Origin of the sequence: Massilia sp. W12, from assembly GCF_037300705.1 — a bacterium.
GTDB lineage: Bacteria > Pseudomonadota > Gammaproteobacteria > Burkholderiales > Burkholderiaceae_D > JACPVY01.
Window position 1 is genome coordinate 3,192,416 of the sequence record NZ_CP147776.1, and the last position, 25,252, is coordinate 3,217,667.

General features: G+C 57.2%; 18 protein-coding genes and 2 tRNA genes. 12 read left to right on the plus strand and 8 right to left on the minus strand.

The genetic code is table 11. From position 1 onward, the window contains the following. Window positions 1-66 precede the first annotated feature (66 nt). Genes V8J88_RS12680 through V8J88_RS12695 form a run of 4 tightly spaced genes read right to left on the minus strand, consistent with a single transcriptional unit; the run spans window position 67 to window position 3,679 of the window. Entirely contained in the window at window positions 67-1,371 is a 1,305-nt protein-coding gene (locus tag V8J88_RS12680) for a mechanosensitive ion channel domain-containing protein (protein WP_338844495.1), read from the minus strand. Continuing rightward, window positions 1,358-2,644 carry an RsmB/NOP family class I SAM-dependent RNA methyltransferase gene (locus tag V8J88_RS12685; protein ID WP_338844496.1) on the minus strand — a complete coding sequence of 429 codons (1,287 nt, stop codon included), beginning with the start codon at window positions 2,642-2,644 and terminating at the stop codon, window positions 1,358-1,360. The genes V8J88_RS12680 and V8J88_RS12685 overlap by 14 nt, the downstream gene beginning before the upstream one ends. A 48-nt stretch (window positions 2,645-2,692) precedes the next feature. Continuing rightward, window positions 2,693-3,313 carry a phosphoribosylglycinamide formyltransferase gene (gene purN / locus V8J88_RS12690; protein WP_338844497.1) on the minus strand — a complete coding sequence of 207 codons (621 nt, stop codon included), beginning with the start codon at window positions 3,311-3,313 and terminating at the stop codon, window positions 2,693-2,695. 54 nt (window positions 3,314-3,367) lie between these two features. Beyond that, on the minus strand, window positions 3,368-3,679 hold the full coding sequence (locus tag V8J88_RS12695; protein WP_338849883.1) for a ribonuclease domain-containing protein: 312 nt from the start codon (window positions 3,677-3,679) through the stop codon (window positions 3,368-3,370). Between the two features lie 218 nt (window positions 3,680-3,897). Between V8J88_RS12695 and V8J88_RS12700 the strand changes: the two genes are divergently transcribed. From V8J88_RS12700 to V8J88_RS12745, 10 genes are all read left to right on the plus strand, one after another. Continuing rightward, the gene (locus V8J88_RS12700; protein WP_338844498.1) at window positions 3,898-4,479 is read left to right on the plus strand and encodes a glycine zipper 2TM domain-containing protein; all 582 of its coding nucleotides are present in this window, start codon (window positions 3,898-3,900) and stop codon (window positions 4,477-4,479) included. 102 nt (window positions 4,480-4,581) lie between these two features. Beyond that, on the plus strand, window positions 4,582-5,391 hold the full coding sequence (locus tag V8J88_RS12705) for a spermidine synthase (protein ID WP_338844499.1): 810 nt from the start codon (window positions 4,582-4,584) through the stop codon (window positions 5,389-5,391). 22 nt (window positions 5,392-5,413) lie between these two features. Next, window positions 5,414-7,189, plus strand: coding sequence for a GspE/PulE family protein (locus V8J88_RS12710; RefSeq protein ID WP_338844500.1), 1,776 nt, complete (start codon window positions 5,414-5,416; stop codon window positions 7,187-7,189). Between the two features lie 61 nt (window positions 7,190-7,250). Continuing rightward, window positions 7,251-7,326, plus strand: a tRNA-Lys gene (locus V8J88_RS12715). 31 nt (window positions 7,327-7,357) lie between these two features. Then, window positions 7,358-7,433: transfer RNA gene (locus tag V8J88_RS12720), tRNA-Lys, on the plus strand. A gap of 282 nt (window positions 7,434-7,715) precedes the next feature. Further along, window positions 7,716-10,259: a 7TM diverse intracellular signaling domain-containing protein gene (locus V8J88_RS12725; RefSeq protein WP_338844501.1), complete on the plus strand. Its 2,544-nt coding sequence runs from the start codon at window positions 7,716-7,718 to the stop codon at window positions 10,257-10,259. Beyond that, window positions 10,256-12,679, plus strand: a complete 2,424-nt coding sequence (locus tag V8J88_RS12730; RefSeq protein WP_338844502.1) for a 7TM diverse intracellular signaling domain-containing protein — start codon at window positions 10,256-10,258, stop codon at window positions 12,677-12,679. Before V8J88_RS12725 ends, V8J88_RS12730 begins: the two co-directional genes overlap by 4 nt. Window positions 12,680-12,745: 66 nt before the next feature. Continuing rightward, complete coding sequence (trpS, locus tag V8J88_RS12735) at window positions 12,746-13,753, plus strand: tryptophan--tRNA ligase (RefSeq protein ID WP_338844503.1); 1,008 nt, start codon at window positions 12,746-12,748, stop codon at window positions 13,751-13,753. A gap of 145 nt (window positions 13,754-13,898) precedes the next feature. Next, window positions 13,899-14,291 carry a hypothetical protein gene (locus tag V8J88_RS12740; protein ID WP_338844504.1) on the plus strand — a complete coding sequence of 131 codons (393 nt, stop codon included), beginning with the start codon at window positions 13,899-13,901 and terminating at the stop codon, window positions 14,289-14,291. 215 nt (window positions 14,292-14,506) lie between these two features. Continuing rightward, complete coding sequence (locus V8J88_RS12745; RefSeq protein ID WP_338844505.1) at window positions 14,507-15,367, plus strand: transporter substrate-binding domain-containing protein; 861 nt, start codon at window positions 14,507-14,509, stop codon at window positions 15,365-15,367. A gap of 9 nt (window positions 15,368-15,376) precedes the next feature. On the opposite strand, the gene V8J88_RS12750 is transcribed toward V8J88_RS12745, so the two are convergent. The 3 genes from V8J88_RS12750 to V8J88_RS12760 all read right to left on the minus strand — a co-directional run bounded on the left by V8J88_RS12750 (window position 15,377) and on the right by V8J88_RS12760 (window position 18,807). Next, entirely contained in the window at window positions 15,377-15,742 is a 366-nt protein-coding gene (locus V8J88_RS12750) for an energy transducer TonB (protein ID WP_338844506.1), read from the minus strand. Between the two features lie 47 nt (window positions 15,743-15,789). Then, a complete protein-coding gene (locus tag V8J88_RS12755) occupies window positions 15,790-17,526 on the minus strand; it encodes a methyl-accepting chemotaxis protein (protein ID WP_338844507.1) in 1,737 nt (578 codons plus the stop codon). A gap of 291 nt (window positions 17,527-17,817) precedes the next feature. Further along, window positions 17,818-18,807, minus strand: a complete 990-nt coding sequence (locus V8J88_RS12760; protein ID WP_338844508.1) for a fumarylacetoacetate hydrolase family protein — start codon at window positions 18,805-18,807, stop codon at window positions 17,818-17,820. A 113-nt stretch (window positions 18,808-18,920) separates the two neighbouring features. On the opposite strand from V8J88_RS12760, the gene V8J88_RS12765 reads away from it, so the two are divergent. Then, window positions 18,921-19,754, plus strand: coding sequence for an IclR family transcriptional regulator (locus tag V8J88_RS12765; protein WP_338844509.1), 834 nt, complete (start codon window positions 18,921-18,923; stop codon window positions 19,752-19,754). A gap of 75 nt (window positions 19,755-19,829) precedes the next feature. On the opposite strand, the gene V8J88_RS12770 is transcribed toward V8J88_RS12765, so the two are convergent. Next, window positions 19,830-21,278 (minus strand): DUF1254 domain-containing protein, encoded by a 1,449-nt coding sequence (locus V8J88_RS12770; RefSeq protein ID WP_338844510.1) that lies wholly within the window; start codon window positions 21,276-21,278, stop codon window positions 19,830-19,832. 479 nt (window positions 21,279-21,757) lie between these two features. Here V8J88_RS12770 and V8J88_RS12775 point away from each other — a divergent pair, with 479 nt between their 5' ends. After that, entirely contained in the window at window positions 21,758-25,135 is a 3,378-nt protein-coding gene (locus V8J88_RS12775; protein WP_338844511.1) for a metallophosphoesterase, read from the plus strand. The last annotated feature ends 117 nt before the right edge of the window (window positions 25,136-25,252 follow it).

Sequence of the window (25,252 nt, forward strand, 5' to 3'; positions counted from 1 at the left end):
TAAAGCGCTCAAAATAAAAAGTTTCCCGCAAGCTATATTTATGCCATGCAGCAGCCGGAAGCGCAATCAGCCTTTGGAGCTAGTCGGGCCATTTTTCAGATGCACATCGCGCTGCGGATAAGGCAAATCTATGCCCTGCTCGCGCAGCAGGCGCAAAATGGCGCGGCTGACATCGGACGACACGCCGCCCCTGCCATTTTCCGGGTCAACAATCCAAAAGCCCAGTTCAAGCTCCAGACCATCCTCGGCAAAACGCACCAGCATGGCTTGCGGCGGCGGCTCATGCGTCACCCTCGGCACAGTGGCGGCCACCGCTTCGAGTTGCGGAATCAGGCTTTCCACATCGGCGTTGTAAGGCACAGTCAGGCGGATGCCGATGCGCAAGCTGGTGTCGGTGAGGGAAAAATTCTGCACCACGCCGGACACCAGCATGTCATTCGGCACAATTGTTTCCACCCCGTCCAAGCCCTGCAATACGGTGTAGCGGGTGTTGATCTGGGTCACCCGGCCATTGAAGCGGTCAACGCTGATCATGTCGCCGATTTTCAGACTGCGTTCGAGCAAAATCACAAAGCCCGAGACATAGCTGCTGGCGATCTTCTGCAAGCCCAAACCAATACCCACGCCCAAGGCGCCGCCAAACACTGAGAGCACCGTGAGGTCGATGCCAACCATGGTCAATGACAGCAACACCGCCACCAACACCAGGCAGGCGCGCACCGCGCGCGAGACGACCACCCGCAAAGACAGGTGCACGCCTTCCATTTCCATCAGGCGCGACTCGATTTCGGCGCCGGCCCACAATGCCACCAGCACAGTGAGTAATGCACTCACCCCGGCCTGCAAAATGGACAATAAGGAAACATGATGGCGCCCGAGCGGGATGCGGGTATCGGCAAAAAAGTCGATCAGCTCAGGCCAGCTGCCGGTCAGATACAAAGCAAGCGCCAGCCACACCAGCAAGGCGAACACTTTTTCAAACAAGAGCAGATTATTGCCAACCTGACCGGCGCGCGCAAACACCCGGCGCAGCAGGAAGAACACGACGCGAATCGCCACCATGGCCCCGGCCAGGGGCACGGCGATGCGCAAAATGTCCAGGCGCAGATTCCAGCGCGCGGAGATCACGCGCGCCAGCACAATCAAGAGAAAAATCGTCAGCGGGGTGACTAAGCGCGCCACATGCTCGCGCGAAAGCGGCAAAGCATGGCCATCGCCGCCTTGCAGCAGATGGGCGCGCCAGCGCCGCCCCAGCCACCAGCCAAGGCCGGCGCACACCAAGAGCACCGCCAATTGCCAGAAAATCAGCGGGTTGCGGACATCGCTCCAGATATCCGCCAGCAAATTGGCCAGCAAATTATGCTGATTCATCTTCCTGTGCAGTGTGCGGCTTGCCGTTACGCTGTAAAACCGCAGCAAAGAAGCCATCGGTTTGGTGTACGTGCGGCAAGAGTTTCAGATAATCGCCCATCTCGAGCGCAATTTTTTGCTCAGCCAGAATTTGCGCCGCCGGCAACAGCGTGAAATCAGGATGGGACGCCAAAAAGTCTTGCACTACCGCTTCATTTTCCTCATCCAGCAAGCTGCAGGTGGCGTACACCAGGCGGCCGCCGCTTTTCACCAGACGCGCCGCCGCATCCAGAATTGCGCGCTGCTTCACGGCCAGCTCAGCCAAGCCTTCTTCATTCTGACGCCATTTCACATCCGGATTGCGGCGCAAGGTGCCCAGGCCGCTGCAGGGAGCATCCACCAGCACGCGATCCAGCTTGCCCGCCAGACGCTTGATTTTGGCGTCGCGTTCATGCGCGATCTGCACCGGATGCACATTCGACAAACCGCTTCTGGCCAGGCGCGGTTTGAGTTTGGATAAACGCTTTTCCGACACATCAAAGGCATACAGGCGGCCGGTATTGCGCATCATCGCCCCCAAAGCCAGCGTTTTGCCGCCGGCCCCGGCGCAAAAATCCGCCACCATTTCGCCGCGCTTGGGCGCTAACAATTGGGCCAGCAATTGACTGCCCTCGTCTTGCACCTCAATCGAGCCGTCTTTAAAGAGCGGCAGGTTTTGCAAGGCCGGTTTCTTTTGCAAGCGCAAACCGGTATTTGAAAATGGCGTCAGGGTGGCCACAATCCCGGATTCCGTCAGAGCCGCGAGGGCGGCGTCGCGCGTGGTTTTCAAGACATTCACGCGCAAATCCAGCGGCGCAGCCTGATTCATCGCCTGCGCCGCCACCAGACATTGTTCCTGGCCGAACTGGGCGCACAATTTATCAAACAACCACTGCGGCAAATTGGCGCGGATGCGCGCCGGCAGCAGGTTTTGATCGGTGGCGCGCACGCTGTTGACAAAAGCGGCTTCTTCTTCGCTGACGCTGCCCAGCGCATCCAGACCGGCATATTCCGCCAAGCCCAGCAGGGCCAGCTGACGCATCGTGGTTTTGCCATGGGTGGCGAATTCGGTATACAGCGCTTTGTGGCGCAACACCACATACACCGCTTCGGCAATCGCGCCGCGTTCGCGGCCGCCCAGTTTGGGATTGGCGCGCAAATAATGCGACAGCACCACATCCGCCGGGCCGGTAAAGCGCAACACTTCGCGCAACGCATTTTCAGTATGGTTTATGACTGCGGGAGGCAATCTCATCGGGAAATTCTTTCAAACAAAGGGGGTACAGAGAGGGGCTGGCCCGGATCAAGCGCCGGCTTGGGCCGGCAGCACACTGACGCGTCCATCCTGGATGCGCAGGCGGTTTTCGACGAACCAGCGCACCGCCTGCGGGTAAATGCGGTGTTCTTGCGTCAGCACGCGGGCTGCCAGACTGTGTTCATCATCGCCATCCAAAACCTCCACTGCAGCCTGGGCCACAATCGGGCCGTGATCCAGTTCGGCAGTGACAAAGTGCACCGTTGCGCCATGCAATTTGACACCAGCCTGCAAGGCCTGACGATGCGTATGCAATCCGGTAAAACTGGGCAACAGGGAAGGATGGATATTCAGCATACGGTTCGCGTATGCCTGGGTGAATTCGGCGCCGAGAATGCGCATAAAACCGGCCAGCACCACCAGATCCGGGGTATAGCTGTCGATCAATTCGCGCAGCGCGGCGTCAAACGCATTGCGGTCAGGAAAAGCGCGATGGTCCAGCACAGCAGTGGCGATGCCATGGCTGGCGGCAAACGCCAAGCCGGCGGCGTCTGCCTTGTTGGCAATCACCGCAGCAATTTGAGCTGGCCATTGCTGGTCGCGCGCAGCGTGCACGATGGCTTCCATATTGCTGCCGCGACCGGAGATCAGAATGACAATTTTTTTCATGGCGCGCATTGTACCTGCTTTAGCCTTGGCCTGCCGGCTTTTTGCCGCGCCGCCTTACTCCCTGATCTGCCGAAAGCTGGCGTAATGGTCTTCGGTGTAATAAAACACCACCGGCGGTTCGCCGCCGGCGACAATGCGGCGCGCGCCACGATGCGATATGCCGGGCGTTTTAACAGTGAATTCACGGTAATAGCCGCGCGGCATCTGCGGCAAACGCTGTTCGCGATTCATGAATTTGATGCCATCGCGCGGATATGGCCAGGGGCCGCCCTGTTTAATCAGCGCAAGCGTCTGGCGCGCCTCCGGCGGCAGACTGGCCGCATCCACCTGCGGCATGGCGCATGCCGGCAAACACAGCAAAAACATCAGGCAGACTTGCACAATAGATTGCATCCAGCCCATATCCCCTCCTGAAAGCGGCATGCCGCCAGTGATAATCGTAAAAAAATATATGCACAGACAAACCCGCTGCAGCAGCGCCGGATTCAGAGTCGAAAAACCTTGTTACACAATCCACAGGCGCAAATTGTGCAACGTTCAGAATTCTGGCTAAGATGGAGACACCGACTAACCGGGGAATTCACATGAACACATCAAGCAAAATCCTGCTGGCGACTTGCGCAACGCTGACCATTCTGCCGCTGTCAGCCAGTGCCGCTGACTTTGAAGATACCGCGCGCGTTGTCAGTGTGGCGCCACAAGTCGAACAAATCAACCGTCCGCGCCAGGAATGCCGCACCGAATATGTGCAGGTCGAGCGCCAGGTGAATAACAACGCAACACAAAACAACAATAATGGCGCACGCAATACCGGCGGCGCGATTATTGGCGGCGTGGCCGGCGCGATTTTAGGCAATCAGGTCGGCGGCGGCAATGGCCGCACCGCCGCCACCGCAGTCGGCGCGATTGCCGGCGCGATTGTCGGCGACCGCATCGAAAACAACGGCAACGGCCCCACCCCCAACAACAACAGCAATAACGGCAGCTACACCCAGATCGAACAACAGCCGGTCAAGACCTGTCGCACCGTCGATCAATGGGAAACCCGCAATAACGGCTATGCAGTCACCTATGAATATCATGGCCGCAAATACACCACCCAGATGCAAAATGATCCGGGCAAATTCCTCAAGGTGCGGGTATCAGTCAATCCTGCCGGATACTGAAACAGCAAGTGCGGTCTGATGACACAAGCCGCTTGAATGCGGCTTGCGGCATTTGTGCATGACGCGGATAATCTTTGTTTTTTGCTCCTCCCCTGTTCCCGCATGCTGATCAAACGCAAATCCATCGAAAAAGAAGAATCCCTGCGCAAAAGCGCGCCACGCACGCGCCGCCCGCATTACGCCCCGGTCACCCTGTCTGAGCATGATGGGGTGCGCTACCTGCATTTCGGCACGGAATGGGTGCAAGGCGGCATGCGCATCCGCAAGCCGAACTGGCTGGAGCTGGAATATGCGCAACAAATGATGGCCTTCATGCTGTTTTTGCCACAGGCGCAACATGTGGCGCAACTGGGTCTGGGCTGCGCTTCTCTCACCAAATTCTGCTACCACTATCTGCCGCAGACGCGCGTCACAGCGGTCGAACTCAATCCCTCCGTGATCGCGGTCTGCAGCGCGATGTTCAAATTGCCGCCCAATGATGAACGGCTGCAAGTGCTGGAAATGGACGCGATGGATTTTGTGCAAGACAGCGAACGCCACGCCAGCCTGGATGCGCTGCAAGTTGATCTGTACGATGCGCGCGCCAATGGCCCGGTGCTGGATTCGGTCGAGTTTTATCGCGGCTGCGCTGACCTCTTGCAAGAACATGGCGTGATGACGGTGAATCTGTTTGGCGACCATCCCAGTTTTCAGAAAAACATCAAAGCCATGCAAGCCGCATTCATCCAAGTGCTGACGCTGCCGCCGGCGCCGGATGGAAATGTGGTGGCGCTGGCATTCAAGCGTAGAATCAAACCTGATTTCGCGGCGCTGCATGAAGAAGCCGCACGCATCAAAGAAGCGACCAAGCTGCCGGCGCGCGCCTGGGTCAACGGCATCAAGCAAGCGCTGGAAGAAGCAGCCAAGCGCTGAGATTGACAAAACAGGATTGCATATGCGACAACAAAAACCCCTTGATTTGCAGATGCTGTTCACCTGGCTGTTAGCCGACGGCATTATGGAAAAGCCGGAAGTCAAAACCATGTACCACCACGCCCATGGTTTGATGAAAAACGCGGCCACGCCTATGCATCCCTTAGTCGCGATTGCGCAATGCAAAATCATCGCCCAGGACAGCAAAAAAATGCTGACCCTGGATTGGCTCACCGAATGGCTGGCCGGCAAGCTCAAACTGCCATTTTTGCGTATCGATCCGCTCAAAATCGATTTCACCAAAGTCGCAGACGTGATGAGCGCAACCTACGCCACACGCTTTAACATTCTGCCGATTGAAATCACAGCCACCGAACTGACCATCGCCACCCCGGACCCGTGCACCACGGAATGGGAAGCGGAAATCCAAAAAATCTCGCGCCGCAATATCAAGCTGGTGATCGCCAACCCGCTTGATATCAGCCAATACATCTCGCAATTTTTCAGTCTTGCCAAGTCAATCAAGGGGGCCAACAAGACGAATGCGAACGAAGCCTCGATGCGCAACAACTTCGAGCAATTGGTCGAACTTGGCAAAACCAATAAACAGGTGGACGCCAACGATCAGCACATTGTGAATATCGTTGATTGGCTGTGGCAGTACGCATTCGAGCAGCGCGCCTCTGACATCCACCTCGAACCCAAGCGCGACCTGGCGGTGATACGTTTTCGCATCGACGGCATTTTGCACCAGGTGTATCAGGTGCCTGCGGTGGTGATGATTGCAATGACTGCGCGCATTAAATTGCTGGGCCGCATGGACGTGATTGAAAAACGCCGCCCGCAAGATGGCCGCATCAAAACCCGCATGCCGAACGGCCAGGAAATTGAATTGCGCCTCTCCACCATGCCGACCGCATTTGGCGAAAAAGTGGTGATGCGTATTTTTGACCCGGAAGTGGTGGTAAAAACCCTGCCCGAACTGGGCTTCCCGAAAGCAGACGCGATGCGCTGGGATCATCTGACCACCCGCCCGCACGGCATCATCTTGGTCACCGGCCCCACCGGCTCGGGTAAAACCACCACGCTGTACACCACCCTCAAAGCGCTCGCCACCTCGGAAGTGAATGTGTGCACGGTGGAAGATCCGATTGAAATGGTGGAACCCAGTTTTAATCAGATGCAAGTGCAGCAAGGGATTGATTTATCGTTTGCCGATGGCGTGCGCGCCTTGATGCGGCAAGACCCTGACATCATCATGGTGGGCGAAATCCGCGATCTGGAAACCGCTGAAATGGCGATTCAAGCCGCACTGACCGGCCATCTGGTCTTATCCACCCTGCACACCAATGACGCGCCCTCCGCAGTCATGCGCCTGCTTGAGCTTGGCGTCCCGTATTATCTGCTGGAAGCCACCCTGATCGGCATCATGGCGCAACGTCTGGTGCGCACCCTGTGCGTGGAATGCAAGGCCAACGACGGATTGCTCAGTGACGACATCTGGAGCAGTCTGGTCGGTGAACGCGGCATCGCCAAACCGGGCAAAATCTTCCACCCGGTGGGCTGCCCGGAATGCCGCCAAACCGGCTACAAAGGGCGCACCGGGCTGTATGAATTATTAATGGTGACAGAAGAATTCACCCGTTTGATCCGTCCCGAAACCAGCTTGCAGGAATTACGCTCCCAAGCCACCAGCGAAGGCATGACGCCCTTGCGGATTGCTGGCGCACAAAAAATCATTGAAGGCCTGACCACCGCTGACGAAGTCTTGAAAGTCACCTCAGCGCTGACTGCTTGAATGAAAATTTTGCTGAAATTGCGGATTTCACCGCAGATTCATCTATAATTTCGCGCTTTCCGGGTTGTTAGCTCAGTTGGTAGAGCAGCGGACTCTTAATCCGTAGGTCGTAGGTTCGAACCCTACACAACCCACCACCGAATTCCGGCATGCCACACATGCCTGTTCGGGTTGTTAGCTCAGCTGGTAGAGCAGCGGACTCTTAATCCGTAGGTCGTAGGTTCGAACCCTACACAACCCACCAATATACCTCGCATAATCAAGCGCCTGACAGCCAGCCGCCGCTAGCTGTTGCCCTGTATCAAGAGCAAACCCGGCCTGATGCGCCGCAGCTTTGCATCACCCCGCGTACAAACATGGATCGCAGCGTTGCGCCATGTGCGCAGCAGCAGAAAACTGACAGCCTGATATTGATTGACGTAAAATGCTTCAGGTCTGCCGGCGCAGCCGGTGGCGACACACCAAGCCAGCGCAACTGGCGCCAACCAGGCGGGGAAACATGCTTTGTCGATGGTCAGGCATGCAGATGGCATACGGCAGCTTGCTGGCAGGTCGCATCCTTGCGCCCTGCTGCGACTGGCGCGCCGGCTTGCGCCGAAACGGTTTGCTGCGCTGCTTGTGCCGCCTGCCGCTCAGACTGTGCCTGATGCAGCTGGCGCTGCTGTTCTGCCTCGCCCCGGCGCATGCCGCGCCCCCCTGCCAGCGCCCCGATGTGTCACAGTTGTCAAGCCAACCGCTGCACATGACGCCCTGTCTGAGCATTCTGGAAGACAGCAGCGCACGCCTGACCTTACACGAGGTGCATGATCAGATGCCGGCGGGACGCTTTCGCGACGATATCCGGCGACGCGGACATTTCGGCATTTCCTCTTCCGCCTGGTGGTTGCGCCTGGAATTGCGCAATAACAGCGCGCAAACTCAGCAAATGATGCTGGAATTGCGTTACGCCAACCTGGGCTTGGTCAGCCTGTACGAAGGGGAAAGCACAGCCGGGGCCGAACAATTCAACAGCGTGCATACCGGTAACACCCTGCCCTTCACCAGCCGGGCCTGGCCGAATCACCATTTCATCTTCCCGCTCAAAATCGCCGCACACAGCGAACACACCCTGTATCTGCGCATTGCCGGCGCAGATACGCTGGAAACGCCCTTATGGCTGTGGCGCGAAGCGGAATTTTTACAAGCCGAGCAACAGGATTACCAATGGCAGGGCTGGTACTTTGGCATGCAATCGGCCTTGATCTTATACACCCTGCTCCTGTATCTGACCCTGCGCGATGCCGATTTTCTCTGGTACGCCGCCGCCATCTGCGCCTTCACCTTATCGCTGGCGGGTTTGAATGGCATAGGCAACCAATATCTGTGGCCCAACGCCGGCCCTGCAGCACAGGGACTGACCCTGATGTTTGGCGCCATCACCACCGCAATTCAAGGGCAATTCATGCGCCGTATTTTAAATACGCGCGAGAATATGCCGCTGGCCGATCGCATCATCCGCTTTTTGATCTGGCTGCAGCCGGTCTGGCTGCCGCTGATCTGGTTCGCCTTTGCCGCCAGCCTGCCCTTTATTTTGCTCAACCATGTGGTGTGCGCCTGCGCCGTGCTGGGTGTGAGCATCTATGCCTGCCGGCTGGGACAGAAAAATGCGCGCTATTTTGTTTTTTCCTATGCCCTGGTGGCGGCGGCGGTGGTGCTGACCACATTGCGCTCCTTCAATTTCCTGCCATCCAATTTTTTTACCACGCACGCGCTGCAAGCCTCGACCGCCATACTGGCGCTGGCCAATGCCTATGCCCTGATCGCCCGCTTTAACGGTTTGATGGCGGCCAAGGCGCAGGCGCAAAAAGAAGCCCTGGCGGCGCAAGAGGAATTGGTGCGCAATCTGCGCGACGCGGAACGTGAACAAGAAGCGCGCGTGCAGCAGCGCACCAATGAATTGCTGGCCAGCCACAGCGCCCTCTCCAACACCAACAGCCAGTTGAACGCTGCTTACGAATCAGCGGAAAGCTCACGCCAGCAAGCGGAAAAAGCGCGCCAGATCGCCACCCGCTCGCTGAATGAATTGCGGGCGGCGCAAAAGCAGGTGGTGCAATCAGAAAAACTGGCCGCGCTGGGGCAATTGATCGCCGGCGTGGCGCACGAAATCAACACCCCAATCGGCGCGGTCAAAGCCAGCGGCAAAAACATCGCTGATGCGCTGGAAGATGTGATGCACAAATTCCCGCCCATGATGCGCATCTTGGAAGCACACAATCTGAATCTGTTTTTACACCTCTTGCGCGGCGAACGCGGCCCCTTACTGAGCACGCGCGAAGAACGCAGCCGGGTGCGGCAACTCAGTCAGGAATTGGAGCAGGCCGGCATCAGCGATGCGCGCCGCAAAGCCGGCATCCTGGCCCAGCTGGACCCGAATTTGCGGGTGCAGGAAATTTTGCCGCTGCTGCAACACCCTGACTCAGAATTGATTCTGACTGTCGCCAATCACCTCGCCACCATCATCAACAGCACCAGCAATATCAATTCGGCGGTCGAGCGCGTGACCAAGATCATTTTCGCGCTGCGCACCTTTTCCTCCGGCGAAAAGCAGGGCGAATGGAGCAGCATGCACCTGAAAGACGGCATTGAAACAGTGCTGATGATTTACCAAAGCCAGATTAAGCAAGGAGTGGAATTGGTGCGCGAATATGAAAATATCCCGCCGCTGTATTGCATCCCCGATCAGTTGAATCAAGTCTGGACCAATTTAATCCACAACGCCTTGCAAGCCATGCAAAACCATGGCGTGCTGTGCATCCGCATCGCGCAGGAAGGCGCGGAAGCGCTGGTGGAAATCAGCGACAGCGGCTGTGGCATGTCGCAAGCCGTGATTGAGCGCATTTTCGAGCCGTTTTTCACTACCAAAGCGCCGGGCGAAGGCAGCGGGCTGGGGCTGGATATCGTCAGCCGCATCATCAAACGCCACCGTGGCCGGATTCAGGTGCAAAGCGAGCCGGATGTCGGCTCCACCTTCTTTGTTTATCTGCCGTATCTACAGCAAATCCCTGAAGACGATGAGGAGCATCCATCATGAGCCGCGCTTGGGGCCAGTGGCTATGGCATCTGTGCCGGCTGATTCTGACAGCCGGCTTATGCCTGCGCCCGGCGCTGGCGGTGCCATTTGACGCCAGCCGGCTGGAAATGCACATCGAAGCGCCGGCCCAGTCGCTCACGCCCTGGCTGCAAGTGCTGGAGGATGCGCAACACAAATACACCCTGGCCGAAGTGCGGCAGATGCGCTTTGCCCCGGTGAAAAGCAGCGGAGAATTGAATCTGAGCTATACCCGCTCCAGCTGGTGGCTGAAATTAGAGCTGCAAAACAATAGCACTCAACTTTTGCAGCATGTGTTTGAGCTGGCCAATCCGCGTTTGAATGAAGTCGATTTGTATTGGCTCAACGCGCAGGGCGAAGTGCACAGCTGGCAAAGCGGGGCAGACCGTCCCGCCCTCAAGCGTCCCCTGCCCGGGCGCAAATTCGCGCTGCCCGTCCAACTTGCGCCGCAGGAACAGGCGGTGCTGTATGTGCGCGTGAAAAGCCAGTCATCCATGATCTTGCCGGCATATTTATACCGGCTGCAGGACTACCGCCTGCATCAACGCAATGACCAGATGCGCCAGGGCCTGTTCTATGGCCTGACCTGCGCCATGCTGCTGTTCAATTTGATTATTTACTTCAGCATGCGCGACCGCCTGTATCTGCAATATGTCTTCTTCACCGCGCTCAGCACACTGGCCCTGAGCATACAAAACGGCGTCCTCAGTCACTGGCTGTACCAATACAATATCTGGGGCACACTGGGGGCATACGCCTGGGCCATCGGCTTTGCCATCGTGTTTATGCGCAACCTGCTCAACACCCCTGAAGCAGCCCCGCGCGCCGACCGCCTGTTGCATTATTTGAGCGTCTTCCATTTTGTCGCGCCGCCGCTGTATTGGCTGCTGCTGCAGCAAACCTGGTTCCCGATTTTGCCGCTGAACAATCTGATCAATCTGTTTTCGGTATGCTTCTTTTATGTGGTCGCCCTGTCCCTGGCCATACAAGGACGGCGCAGCGCGATTCTCTACGTTGTCTCATTTTTAATGCTGATCGTCGGCGGCTTTACCGCCACCAGCATGAATATGGGCTTAGTGCCGGTCAACTGGTACACCCTGCATGCGGTGCAAGTTGGCGTCAGCGTCGAAATGATTTTGCTCGCCTTCGCCCTGGCCGACCGCGTGACACGGGCCGCGCGCAGCAAAGAGACGGCGCAAAAAACCGCCCTCAAAGCGCAACAGGAATTGCTCTACAACCTGCAACACAGTGAAAGCCTGCTGGAAAGCCGGGTGCGCGAACGCACCGAGGAATTGAGCAAAAACAACCGCGCCCTGGCGGCGGCGAATGCAGAGTTGAACGCCGCCTACCAAAGCGCGGAAATCGCGCGTCAACAAGCCGAGCAATCGCAACGCGAAGCCACCCGCAGCATGGATGAATTGCGCAGCGCGGAAAACCAGCTGGTGCAATCAGAAAAAATGGCGGCGCTGGGTCAATTGGTGGCCGGCGTGGCGCACGAAATCAACGCCCCGATCAGCACCATCAAATCCTGCGGCAAAAATATCGCCGATGCGCTGGAACAGGCGATGGACGCGTTTCCACAGATTTTCAACGCCCTCTCGCCGCAAGACTCGCGCCTGTATATGCGCTTGCTGTACTGCGCGCAGCAAATCGGTCAACAGCGCTCGACCCGCACCGAACGCGCCCTCACGCGCGACATCACGCGCCGCCTGCAGGAACTGGAATTGCCCGATGCCCGCCACAAAGCCGGCATCCTGGTGCAACTGCATGCGCACGAAGATATAGAACAATATCTGCCCCTGCTCAAACACAGCCATGCCGACTTGCTGCTGGAATCAGCGCAAAGCATGATCACCGTGCTCAGCAGCGTGCAATACATCAATCAGGCCGCCGACCAGGTCAGCAAAGTGATTCACGCCCTGAAATCCTTCACCCATTTCGACCCGAATGAAACGCCGCAAAGCATACAACTGCAAGACAGCCTGGAAACCGTCTTGACGATTTTCCATAATCAGCTGGCGTTTGATATTGATGTGGTGCGCGAATTTGCCCCGATTGCGCCGCTGCCCTGCCTGCCCGACGCGCTGGCGCAAGTCTGGAGCGAACTCTTGCGTAACGCCTTGCATGCCTTGCAAGACACGCCGCACAAACGCTTACAGCTGACCATACGCCAGGCCGGCAATGAGGCGCAGGTCATCATTTCCGACAACGGGCACGGCATGGATGAAGCAACCCGGCAAAAAATGTTTGACGCCTTTTTCACCACCAGTGAAGAACATGGCGGACTGGGCCTGCATGTGGTCAAACGCATCATCGACAAACACAATGGGCGCATCGAAGTCAGCAGCGAACCGGGCTGTGGAACCACGATCACCGTCAGCCTGCCCTATCCCGCGCTGTGAAAGCCGCATCGTGTACAATCAAAGGTTTCAGGCCGCCCGGCCCAACCTGCACGCTAGCACAACACCATGAAACGACATGTAACCCTGACCGGCATCACCCCGTCCGGCACTCCGCATCTGGGCAATTACCTGGGCGCCATGCGCCCTGCAATTGAAAAAACCCGCACCGACGCCAATTCCGAGTTCTTTTACTTCCTGGCCGATTACCATTCCCTGATCAAATCGCAGGATTTTGACCGCATCCGCCAATCCAGCATCGAAGTCGCCGCCTCCTGGCTGGCGGCGGGCCTGGACCCAGAACAAGTCAAAATTTACCGTCAGTCCGACTTGATTGAAACTGCGGAATTGAACTGGATTTTGAGCTGCGTCGCGCCCAAGGGCCTGCTCAACCGCGCCCACGCCTACAAAGCGATCCGTGACGACAATGTGGAAAACGGACGTGACGAGGATTTCAACGTCACCATGGGGCTGTACTGCTACCCGGTATTGATGACGGCTGACATTATTTTGTTTGACGCCAAATATGTGCCGGTCGGCGCCGACCAGGTGCAACATCTGGAAATCGCGCGCGATATCGTCGGCTCCTTCAACTACCGCTATGGCGAAACCTTTGTGCTGCCCGAAGCCCTGGTGGGCGATGGCAAATTGCTGACCGGCTTAGATGGCCGCAAGATGAGCAAGAGCTACAACAATGCGATTGAATTGTATTGTCCGGAAAAGCAGTTGAAAAAGGACATCATGAAAATCAAAACCAATTCGCAATTGCCGGGCGAACCGAAAAACCCGGACGAAAGCATCTTGTTTGAATACTTCGCCGCCTTCGGCCAGCCGGATGAAGTGGCGAATATGCGCCAGGCCTTCCTGGATGGCATCGGCTGGGGCGACGCCAAAGAAAAACTGTTCCAGCTGGTCAACCGCGAACTGGCCCCTGAGCGTGAAAAATACCAGTACTACATCAGCCACCCGGGTGAAATCGAAGACATTTTGTTAGCCGGGGCCGACAAGGTGAAACCGCTGGCCAAAGCCAAAATGGAAGAGGTGCGCAATAAAGTTGGCATTCGCGCATTTCGCTGATATCTTTGACTGTGCGCCCACCGCACACTGCGGCGCGCTCATGGCAAGCGCACAAGCCCGAAGCAGTCTGCAAGCGGCTTGTGCGCGACCAATCCAAAGCGCTGAAATCCACCTCAGCGCAGGTTTTTGAAACGGGAGAATCGACATGCGCAAGGCCCTGGCCGCCTCATTATTGTCAGCCTTTGTCTTTCCCGGCAGCGGGCACTATTTCTTGCAACGCAAAAAAACCGGCGTGCTGCTGATGCTGGCCACCTCCATTCCCATGCTGTACCTGATTGTGGCCCTGATCGCCGTGGGGCAACGCCTGTTTACCCTGGTGCAAAAACAATTGCTGCCGCCGGATTTTGAAATCATGCTCGGCTACATTCTGAGCCAGCCCTTCGGCCAGGACACGCAAATGGCGTATTTCAGTCTGTATGCGATTTTCTTTTTATGGTTGGGCGCCATGCTTGACGCCTACCGCCTGGGCTGGCGCGAAGATATGCAAACCCGCAACTTGATGCAAAACATACAAGGCGGCGTCACGCCCGGGGTTTGAACCGGCTTGCACACCGCCTGCTCTGCTAGCAACTTGTCAGGGCGCGCGGATGGTAATGAAAAAACTGCAGAGCAAGAATAGATTTACCGGCTTTGCCGCATCCCGCGCGAAGCGATTGATGGCTCAGACGGCGATACAGGATCTGCTCTGCCGGATTGAGAATCGATTTTTCCAAGTCAGACAGGCAGCTGACTATCGATGCCGCAGGGGGCCATATGTACCGCATCCTCTTTTTTTGCCTGCTGTGCAGCAGTCTGCTGTGCGCGGCAGCGCCGCAAACCCGCGTGCTGCACTATCCGCAACCCGAATCCGATCATGATGAGCGCAGCCGCTACCCCTTGTTAATGCTGCGGCTGGCGCTGGACAAAGCCCAATTACCCTATGAACTGCGGCCCAGCACGCTGCGCATGCAACAAAACCGCGCGCTGGCGCAATTACAGCAAGGACAGATTGATGTGTTCTGGAGCATGACCTCCATAGAACGCGAACGTGAACTGCTGCCGATCCGCATTCCGCTCGATCGCGGCCTGTACGGCTGCCGCCTGCTGTTAATCCGCGCCAATGAGCAAGCGCGCTTCAGCGCCATCAAAGAGCGCCTTCAACTTGCGCAAATGCGCGCCGTGCAGGGACATGACTGGCCAGACACCGAAATCTTGCAAAGCAATGGCTTGCAAGTCATGAGCGCGGCGCGCTATGAAATGTTGTTTGAAATGCTGCGCAAAAGCGTGGTGGATTATTTTCCGCGCGCAGCGATTGAAATACAGGAAGAAGCGCGGCGCTGGGAGCAGCAAGGTTTGCGCATTGAGCAGGAACTGATACTGGAATACCCCACCGCCCTATATTTTTTCGTCAACAAAAAAGACAGCGCCCTGGCCCAGGCGCTCGAACAAGGCTTGCAAAGCGCCCTGAAAGACGGCTCGTTTGAGCGTCTTTACATGCAATTTCATGGCGACATGATCCGGCAGCTGAGATTATCCGAGCGGCGCAAAATCCGCTTGAACAATCCCTTGCTGCCACCGCTCACCCCGCTGCCGGACAAAGCGCCCGGCAATAAAGACTTATGGCTGCAATATTAAGGCGCCGGCTTATTCCAGCTTCCAGGTGTATTCCACCTTGGCCCAGCCCTGCTCCGGCTTGCCATCCTTGCTGGCCGGTTTGAATTTGCACTGCGATAAAGCACTGATCGCCGCCTTATCCAAACCCTTAAAACCACTGCTCTTTTCAATCTTGGACTCCACCACCCGGCCATCCGCTGCAATTAAAAACCCCATCAAGACCGTGCCCTTCTCCTCATTCATCAGAGAAGCGCGCGGATAAGCCGGCTTTTCACAAGGCGCTTTGGCATCCAATGCCGCCACCACATCCGCAGCCAGAACGGCGCAGGGCGCCGCCAACAACAAAGCGCATAAACTGCGCAAACCGGCTTTGTCGAAATTGCCCAATGCACGCATACCAGCTCCTTCACAGCAAAAACATCCGGCGCAACCCCGGACCAGAATCAAAACTCTTCCCAGCCATCCTCAGCCGGACGGGCCTTGGCTGCGGCTTTGGGCGCAGCCGGCTTAGCACGCGGGGCTGGCGCCGGGGACGGACGCGGGGCCGGCTTGGCAGCCTTGTGCGCAATGCGCGGAGCCGCCGCCGGCGGATTGGCTGCTTGATGGATATGCGCAGGGTCAAGCTTAAAGATAGACACCACATGCGCCAACTCATGCGCCTGCTCTTGCAAACCCTTGGCGGTGGCGGCAGCCTGCTCCACCAGCGCCGCATCCTGCTGCACCACCCCTTCCATTTCAATAATCGCGTGATTCACCAGCTCAATCCCGGCGCTTTGTTCCTGACTGGCGACGGTGATTTCATTCATGATGTCTGTCACCCGCTTGACGCTGGCGACCACTTCTTCCATGGTCTCACCAGCCTTCATCACCAACTGGCTGCCGGTGGAAACTTTATCGACAGAATCGCTGATCAAAGCCTTGATTTCCTTGGCCGCCGCTGCGCTGCGCTGGGCTAAGCTGCGCACCTCGCCCGCCACCACCGCAAAGCCGCGCCCCTGCTCGCCGGCGCGCGCCGCTTCCACCGCCGCATTCAAGGCCAGAATATTGGTCTGGAAAGCAATCCCATCAATCACGCTGATGATGTCCACAATTTTCTTGGAGGAATCGCTGATCGAATCCATGGTTTCCACCACCTGTGTCACCACATCGCCGCCGCGTCTGGCGACATCCGAAGCCGACACCGCCAGCTCATTCGCCTGGCGCGCATTCTCGGCATTCTGGCGCACAGTGGACGTGAGTTGATCCATGGAAGAAGCGGTTTTTTCCAGCGAGGCCGCTTGCAAATCGATGCGGCTGGACAAATCCGCATTGCCGGTGGCGATTTCCACCGAAGCGGTTTCAATCGCCTCCGTGCCGCGCCGCACCTGGGACACAATTTTGACCAGACTGTCCTTCATCTCACGCAAAGCGCCAAGCGAGCTTTCATGCCCGCTGTCAGTGGTTTCCACATGCACCGACAAATCGCCCTGCGCGATATCGTTGGCGATTTCCGCCGCATAGTCCGGCTCCCCGCCCAATTGGCGCAGCACCCCGCGCGTGATAAACCAGGCCGCCAGAATCCCCAGCAACACCGCCAGCGCCCCCAGGAAAATCATCACCATGGTGGCTTTGCCAAAGGCGCGATTGGCGTCTTCGGCGGCAGATCGATTGATCTTATCTTCCAACTCAATCAACTGGCCGAGCGCCTCCACCCATTTCTTTTGCACCGGGCGGATTTCTTTGATCAAGAGGCGGGTCGCATCTTCCGGCTTATTCGCCTGCCACAGCTCAAGCGCGCGCGCGATGGCGGGAGAAGCGGCTTGTTCGTATTCTTTGATCTGCGCGAGCAATTTCTTCTCATCGTCGCGCGCCTCATGCGAGGCGAAGGATTTGCTCAGACGCGCGTCAGCTTCGCGGTATTTCTGCTCATAGGATTTGATGCGCTCGATTTCCGGCTGCATGTCTGCGGCATCGGTATATAAGGTCAAGGTCTTGAGCGCCACCACCCGGTCACTCAGAGAATTATTCATATCGATCACAGCGCGCGTTTCGACATTTTTGACATTCACCACGGTATCCAGGCGTCCCTGGATGATGGACATATTGCGTATCCCCACCAAGGTCACAATCGCCATCAACAACAGCACCAGACTGAACCCGAACCCTAAGCGGGTCCCCACCTTCATCTTATGAAAATCCATGGCTCTCTTTCTATGACTTGCGTTGAAGCGGCGCTGAGAAAGCTGGCAAGGCGCACGCCATTTTTCTCTTTACCAGTAAAGTATAGTGGAAAGCCATGTGCTGGCAATCGTCTGCAGCCCTTCAGGCGGCAGGAATATGGCATCAATTTTGTTTATTCGACACAAGCGGTGAAACCCGCTGTCACTGAATTATCTTGCATGATCGCAATCTTGTTTTTTTTACATCCGCCAAAATCAAAAAAGCCTGCACCCCGGATGAGGTGCAGGCTCTGGCGCGCTGGCGCTGCGTGATTAAGGAATCGCCGCCTGGCGGATGCTTTGTTCAATCGCCCCGAAAATTGACGCCCCGGCATGATCCAGCATCTCGATTTTGATCGTGTCGCCAAACTTCATAAACGGCGTTTTAGCCGCGCCATCGGCAATCATTTCCAGGCAGCGCACTTCCGCGATACAGGAATAGCCCTTGCTGCTGTCTTTATTCGACACCGTGCCGGAACCGACGATGCTGCCGGCGCGCGCATTGCGGGTTTTCACCAGATGCGAGACCAGCTGATGAAAATTGAACACCATATCCACGCCGCAATCCGGCTGCCCCACCAGCTTGCCATTCCAGGTCGAGCGCAGCGGCAAATGCACCTTGCCATCGCGCCAGCTCGCGCCCAACTCATCCGGCGTTACCGCCACCGGTGAAAAAGCAGAGGCCGGCTTGGATTGAAAAAAGCCAAAACCCTTGGCCAGCTCCGCAGGAATCAAATTCCGCAGTGACACATCATTCACTAACATCAAGAGCCGGATTTTGTCTGCGCACTGGGCCGCCGTGCTGCCCATCGGCACATCGCCGGTGATTACCGCCACCTCACTCTCAAAATCAATCCCCCACTCATCTGAAAGCAGGTACACATCATCCTGCGGGCCGATAAAGTCATCGCTGCCGCCCTGATACATCAAAGGATCATGCCAAAAACTCTCCGGCATCTCGGCATTGCGCGCGCGCCGCACCAACTCCACATGGTTCACATACGAAGAACCATCCGCCCACTGGTACGCGCGCGGCAGCGGGGCCATGCAGTTTTTTGCATCAAAAGCAAAGCTGCGCGCCGCCTTGCCGGCATTTAATTGCTCATACAAATCTTGCAACTGCGGCGCGATGAAATCCCAATCATCCAGCGCTTTTTGCATGGTGGGCGCAATACTGTCGGCCAATTGCGCCGTTTTCAAATCACGGGAAACCACCGCCAGCAAGCCGTCGCGGCTGCCATCTTTGATTGTCGCCAATTTCATCGCTTCATTTTCCTTTGCATGAGTTGCCAAATATTACGCATAGCATAATTGATTTACCATATCGTAATGCTAAACTGTGGCCAAATCAAGCACCTGAGACACAAGGAAACCTTATGGATGAATCGCGCGCCGGCATCCAATCCATCGAAGTCGCCGCCCCGCTCTTGCACGCCCTGGCGCAAGCCGGGGCCGCCCTGCCCCTGTCCCAACTGGCCAAGCTGGCCGGCATGCCGGCGGCCAAGGCGCACCGCTACCTGGTGAGTTTGATCCGGGTCGGCCTGGTGCGGCAAGACGCCGCCAGCGCCCTGTACGATCTTGGCCCGATGGCGCTGGAACTGGGGCTGGCGGCCTTAAACCGGATCGACGCTTTGCAACTGGCCGACCTCACCCTGGCAGCCTTGGGCGAGGCGACTGGCGAAACCGTGGCCCTGGCGACCTGGGGCAATCTGGGCCCGACCTATATCCGGCTGCTGCCCTCACGCCGCGCGGTGACGGTGAATTTATCCATAGGCAGCGTCTTACCGCTGACTTACACGGCGAGCGGCCTGTGTTTCGCCAGCTGGCTGCCGGCCAATGAAAGCGCGCCGCTCTTACTGCCGGAATTAGCGCGCAATGCGCAAGAAGGTTTAGACGCGCCGCACACCATGGCGCAATTGCAAGCACAGCTGGAAGAAACTCGCGCGCACGGCATCGCGCGCGTGATTGGCCGCTTAGACCCGGCCGCCGCGCGACTGGCCCCGCAACGCATGGTGGAACAACTGCTGGCCGGCTTTAACGCCTTTTCCGCGCCAGTCTTCAATCACCAGGGACAGATTCAATACGCCATCTCGGTCGTCGGCCTGGCGGCCTATCTGGGCCAGGATTGGCAAGGCCCGATAGCGTGCGCAACACGCGAGGCGGCGCGCGAATTGTCGCAAAAACTCGGGTGGCGCGGACAGGCGGTTTGAAACAAAGCGCCCGGCGTGGGGCGCGCACAGCAAGCTGGCGCACACCGCGCAGACGCCTGACGCAAAAAACAGCGCTTACACTTTACACACCGCCGGCGGCATCCAACCGGCGTCAATCGTCGCCACATCCGGCCAATACATGCGCATGGTCAGATTAAAGCTGGCCGGCGCATCGCCCGCATTGCCCAGCGGCAGAATATTCATCCCGCTGTAATCCCGTCCCTCTTCCAGCAAACACAGGGTAATCACCACATTGCCCTCAGCATCCGGGGTCGGATTGTCCCAGTTATGGTAGGAATAGCGCCGCATTGCATTCGGAATGAAATAGCCCTCCGCATCATACACCGTGATCGACCAAAAGCCTTTCGCCGGCGGGGTTTGTCCCGGCGGGAAAGTGATGGTGTAAGTCTGATTATTGAGCATGCTCTCGCCATTGCTGTCGAGCGAGCAGCTGGGGTAAATCGCATCCGCCACCAAATTCGCGCCCAGCCCATATTCCGCCACCACCGCCCGGAAAAAATAATGCCGGCCAAAATCACCCATCTTGGCGTTGGTGATCATAGTCCAATAATTATTTTGCGCCGGGTCCATTTCGCGTGCTGGCGTGGGGCCGGGTCTGGCTTCGAGCGCGCTCTTCGGATCGCAAATCGCCGCCAGCGCAGCTTGCGCCGCCGCCTGCGCAGTCGCGAAATCTTGCTCACTCATGCTCGCGCGCCAGTCAATCTGTGCGCCGGGCGTCAAACCCAGACGCTGCAAAATCGACTCCATTGCCGGGCTTTCCGGGTCAGGCGGATTGGCATGCATCAGCGCGCAAAACCGGGTGAAAAACGCCGAACAATCAATATTTGTCAAATCCGCCACTTGCTGCGGCGGCGGCGTGCTCATATCCAGCGCGGGATCGACCACCCCGGGCGGCGCTTGATAACTGTCCGGGTCGCCATCCCAGCTTGAGAGCGGAATCAAATGCAAACTGCTTTGCAGCTGGTGCACGCTTTGATAACTGTAAGGATCTGCCGGCCCGCCGACATCGCCATGGCATTCAATCCGTCCCAAAATCCAGGCCATTTCGGTAGCCAGATCCAGGCGCTGCAAACCGGCCGGAATATCGCCCTTGAAATTCGGGCCGCACAAAACCCAATTCGTCGCGCGCTTATTGCCGCTGGCGGCGCCGATTGCATTCGGGCTGCCATCCGGGGTGAACACATTGGTCCAGCCATTCAGGATGGGCAACATGTAATAAATATCCATCGCACCGACCGTCATCACCAAAGGCTCCGGCCCCAGATCCAGCCAGGCCAGGCAATACAAGGTGTCGGCATTTGGCCGCACCACCTCTTTTTGTTCCGGGGTGACAAAGTATTGCGAGAGTGAAAATTGATTGATCGGCGCCTTGCCGGAAACCTCAGTGGCGCTTGCCACATTGGTGCTGACCTTGCAGGTGATATCCATCAACACCAGGGGGTAGGCGTAGGTATAAGCCGCCTTGACTTCTTCAGCCAGACTTAATTCGTGTGAAACAGACATGCTATCCCTTTCAACATTGCAATCAAAACGCGCTGTCAATGCAGCGCCCGACATGAAGCATTCGGATTATCAGCACAAACCGGGACAGATAGCGCTGTCAGCGCTTTTCCGGCGCAAAATTTGACAAACCAACGTATCAGAAATGAGACATAGTTAATAAAAAGGATACAAAACATGAAAGGCAGTTTCATTTGAATATGTCGGTGTTGCAAGGGGGGATCGCGTGGAATGCAAACAGGTGGCGGGCTGGGCCTGCGCATTGCGGCATGCCATTGGAAAGGGTTTGCACGCTAAAGGGGCGGCAATTGCGGGTTGTTTTGCGGGTTGTTTTGCGGGTTGTTTTGCGGGTTGTTTTGCGGGTTGTTTTGCGGGTTGTTTTGCGGGGCAAGTTTCTGCGACTGTGGCAAGACAGCAAAATCATCACCGGCGAGCGACATTCACTTATACTTGATGGCATTTCCCATGAGCATGGATCAGCGATGCCGACAATTTTGCATCTATCGGATTTGCATTTTGGATTTGATGGCAATCCTACGCAGCAGGCGCAACGCAAGCTGTGTTTGGATGGTTTGCTGGGCTGCCTGCGCGATGAACGTTGCTGGAAGCCGGATTACATTTTGATCAGCGGCGATTTGGGGATGCGGGGGGTGAAGTCTGATTATGTATTGGCAGGTGCGTGGTTGAAAGATTTGCTGGCGGTGTGCGGCTTGTCGGCGGGTAAGGTGCAAATCTGCGCGGGGAATCATGACAGCAATCGCAATGCCGCCAAGCGTTTCCCTTACCCCACCAGCCACGAAGCCGCCGCCGATGCACTGACGCCGCCTATCGCGGATATTCCCAATCTGAAAAGTTTTACAGACTACATCCAATTTTGCGCCGACTTCGGCTTGCCCTTGCTGACCATAGGCGCCGAACAAAACCGCTTGTCGGGAATCTGCGAATGGGATGATTTGCGCGTGCTGGTGATGAATTCGGCCTGGTATGCGCAGGGCAAAGATGACAAAGACAATCTCTGGCTGGGCCTGCCGCAATTGCAGGTGCTGGCGGCGGAAAATGGCTTAGCCGATTGCAAAACCGGGGTTAAGCTCACGGTGGGCATGTTGCACCATCCTTTTGACTGGCTGCACCCGGAAGAAAGCAATGCGCGGGGACGGGTGGATATTGATGATTTTGTCGCCTCGCGCTGCCATCTGATTTTGAGCGGGCATACGCATGGCAAGATTAAAAAGCCCAGCAAGGTATGCGATAAAGCCTGGCATTTCCAAAGCGGCGCCACGTTTGAGGATGGCGGGCATACAAACAGCTTCAGCTTGATACGGATTGAAGGCGCGCAGGTAACGCGGCAGCCTTGGGAATTTGACCCCGGCAGCGTGGATGAGCCTTGGCGGCTGAGTAAGGAAAGCACTTGCCAACTTGATCCCGCGCCGCAAGGCGCGGGCATGGAAACCACGTCCAAACCGCCAAGCACACCAAAAAACACACCGCCAGCGCAAGAAGACCTCAGCCACATCAAGCAATATTTGCTGCCCGATTTGCTGGGGCGGGAACCTGAACTGGCTAAGCTGGATGCGGTGTTCAAAGACACGGATGGCAAAAAAATCATCAGCATCATCGCCCTGGGTGGCGAAGGCAAAACCTCGCTGATGACGAATTGGGCTTTCTCCCTGAAAAAAGCCGGCTGGCCGGGTTTGCAAAAAGTCTTCGCCTGGTCGTTTTACAGCCAGGGTTCCAGCGACCAAAGCCAAGCCAGCTCAGACCTTTTCTTGCGCGACGCCTTAAAATTTTTCGGCGAAAGCGGTTTCGCTGAAAGCCAAGCCAGCCTTTACGAAAAAGGCCAAAAGCTGGCCGAATGCTGCAAAAAAACCAAAGCACTGCTCTTGCTGGATGGTTTGGAGCCGCTACAAATGCCGCCCACCTGCCCGGAGCGCGGCAGAATCAAAGACGCGGGCATTGAAGCCCTGCTCACCTATTGGGACGGCCCCAGCCTCTGCCTCATCACCAGCCGCTACGCGCTGGATGATCGTTTCACCGCCCATCTGCAACAAATCAACCTGCCCGCCCTGCCCTTGTCTGCCGCTATTGCCCTGCTGCGCAGTCTGGACATTATCGGTTTGCCACAGGAACTCGAAGCCGCCGCGAATGAACTGCACTGCCACGCCCTGGCCCTGCGCATCCTCGGCCTGTATTTAAAAGAAGCCCACGGCGGCGACATCGCCAAGCGAGATCTGGTCGATTGGCAGATTGCCGACGAAGAAGAACGCCACGGCCACGCTTTCCGTGCGATTCGCGCCTATGCGCGCTGGCTGGAAACTGATGAAAAATACGGCAAACCGGCGCTGGCGATTTTGCACATGCTCAGCCTGTTTGATAAACCCGCCAGCCGCGCCAGTATCGAGTGCCTGTTGCATGGTAAACCGATTGCGGGTGTGACGGATGCCTTATTCAGCACCACACAAAAAGGCCGCAAAAAAGTCCACACGCCCCTGCCGCCAAACACCCTGCAAACCCTGCTCAGCCGCCTGGAGCAAGCCAAGCTGATCAGCCAAGGCAAAGACCAGCATGGCGTATGGCGCAACCTGGACGCCCACCCCTTGCTGCGCGAATACTTTGCCAGCGAATTGCAAACCCGCTGCCCGCAAGGCTGGCGCCAGGCGCATCAACGCGTATTTGAGTTTTTATGCACAAACACCCCGGATCAAGACAACCCGACACTGGAAGATTTATTGCCGCTGTATGAAGCCGTGATGCATGGCTGCGCGGCGGGGGAGTATGAAAAAACCCGGAAGGATGTGTATCACAAACGCATATTGCGCGGTGATACGTTTTACAGCAGCAGAAAACTCGGCGCCTATGCCCACGACCTGGCCGCCATCGCCCATTTTTTTGCGCCGGGTTGGCGCGCCCTGCAAGCGGGGGCGGTTGCGCAAATCTCTGCTGGCAACCAGGCTTGGCTGTTTAGCGAAGCCGCGACTAGACTGCGCGCCTTGGGGCGTTTGCCGGAAACCCTGCCCTTGATGGAAGCCAATCTTACCATGCGTGTGCAACAAAAAAATTGGCAAAACGCCGCCAACACTGCCAGCAACCTCAGCCAAACCCAAGCCCTGCTCGGCCACTTGCCAACCGCGCTTACCAGCGCCCGGCAGGCGCTGGACTATGCAGAGCAAAGCCAAGACGCCTTTATGAAAATGGTAAACTGCAGCAACCTTGCCTGGCACAGTTTTTTAAGCGGCGACAGCGCCAGCGCAGTGCGCTTGATGCAAGAAGCCGAGCGCTTGCAAGTGGAAATGCAGCCAGCCTACCCGCTGCTGTTTTCGGTGCGCGGTTTTCAGTATTGCGAGATCTTGTTGGCGCAGCAAAGCAGCGCGGCGGAGGTGGCCAAGCGTGCGCAGCAGACTTTGGCATGGGAAGAAGATAGGCTGCTCGACCAGGGTCAAGACCACCACACCCTGGCCAAATGCCAACTGCTGTTGGCGCGCGCCGCACAGCCGGACGCCGCCGCCAGCCTGTCAGCAGCGCTGGCCCACAGCCAAGCCGCCTTGCGCTTGATTCGTCAGAGTAATAAGAGTGACTACATCCCCCCCGCCCTGCTCACCCACGCCCGCATTCAATGCGCATTACCAGACCACCCCGGCGCGCTGGCGGCGCTGAACGAAGCCTATGCCATCGCCCGCCGTTGCGGCATGCTGCTGTATGAAACCGACACCCTGCTGGCGCGGCTGGAATTGTTTGGCAAAGCCCAGCCCTACCCCTGGCCAGATTCCTCCCCCGCGCAAGACCACCAGCGCGCCGGCGAATTGATTGCGCAATGCAGCTATGGCCGGTGCAAAGCGGAATGGCAAAATCTGGCGCAAAAATAGGTCAAAACCCAAAAGTAGAAGGCTGGGTTGAGCGAAGCGATAAGCCGGCATCCGACACCGGTGGATAAACAAAGGAACAGGCGCCAGCCACCAGCCGTAGTTTTATTTGTGGGAGGG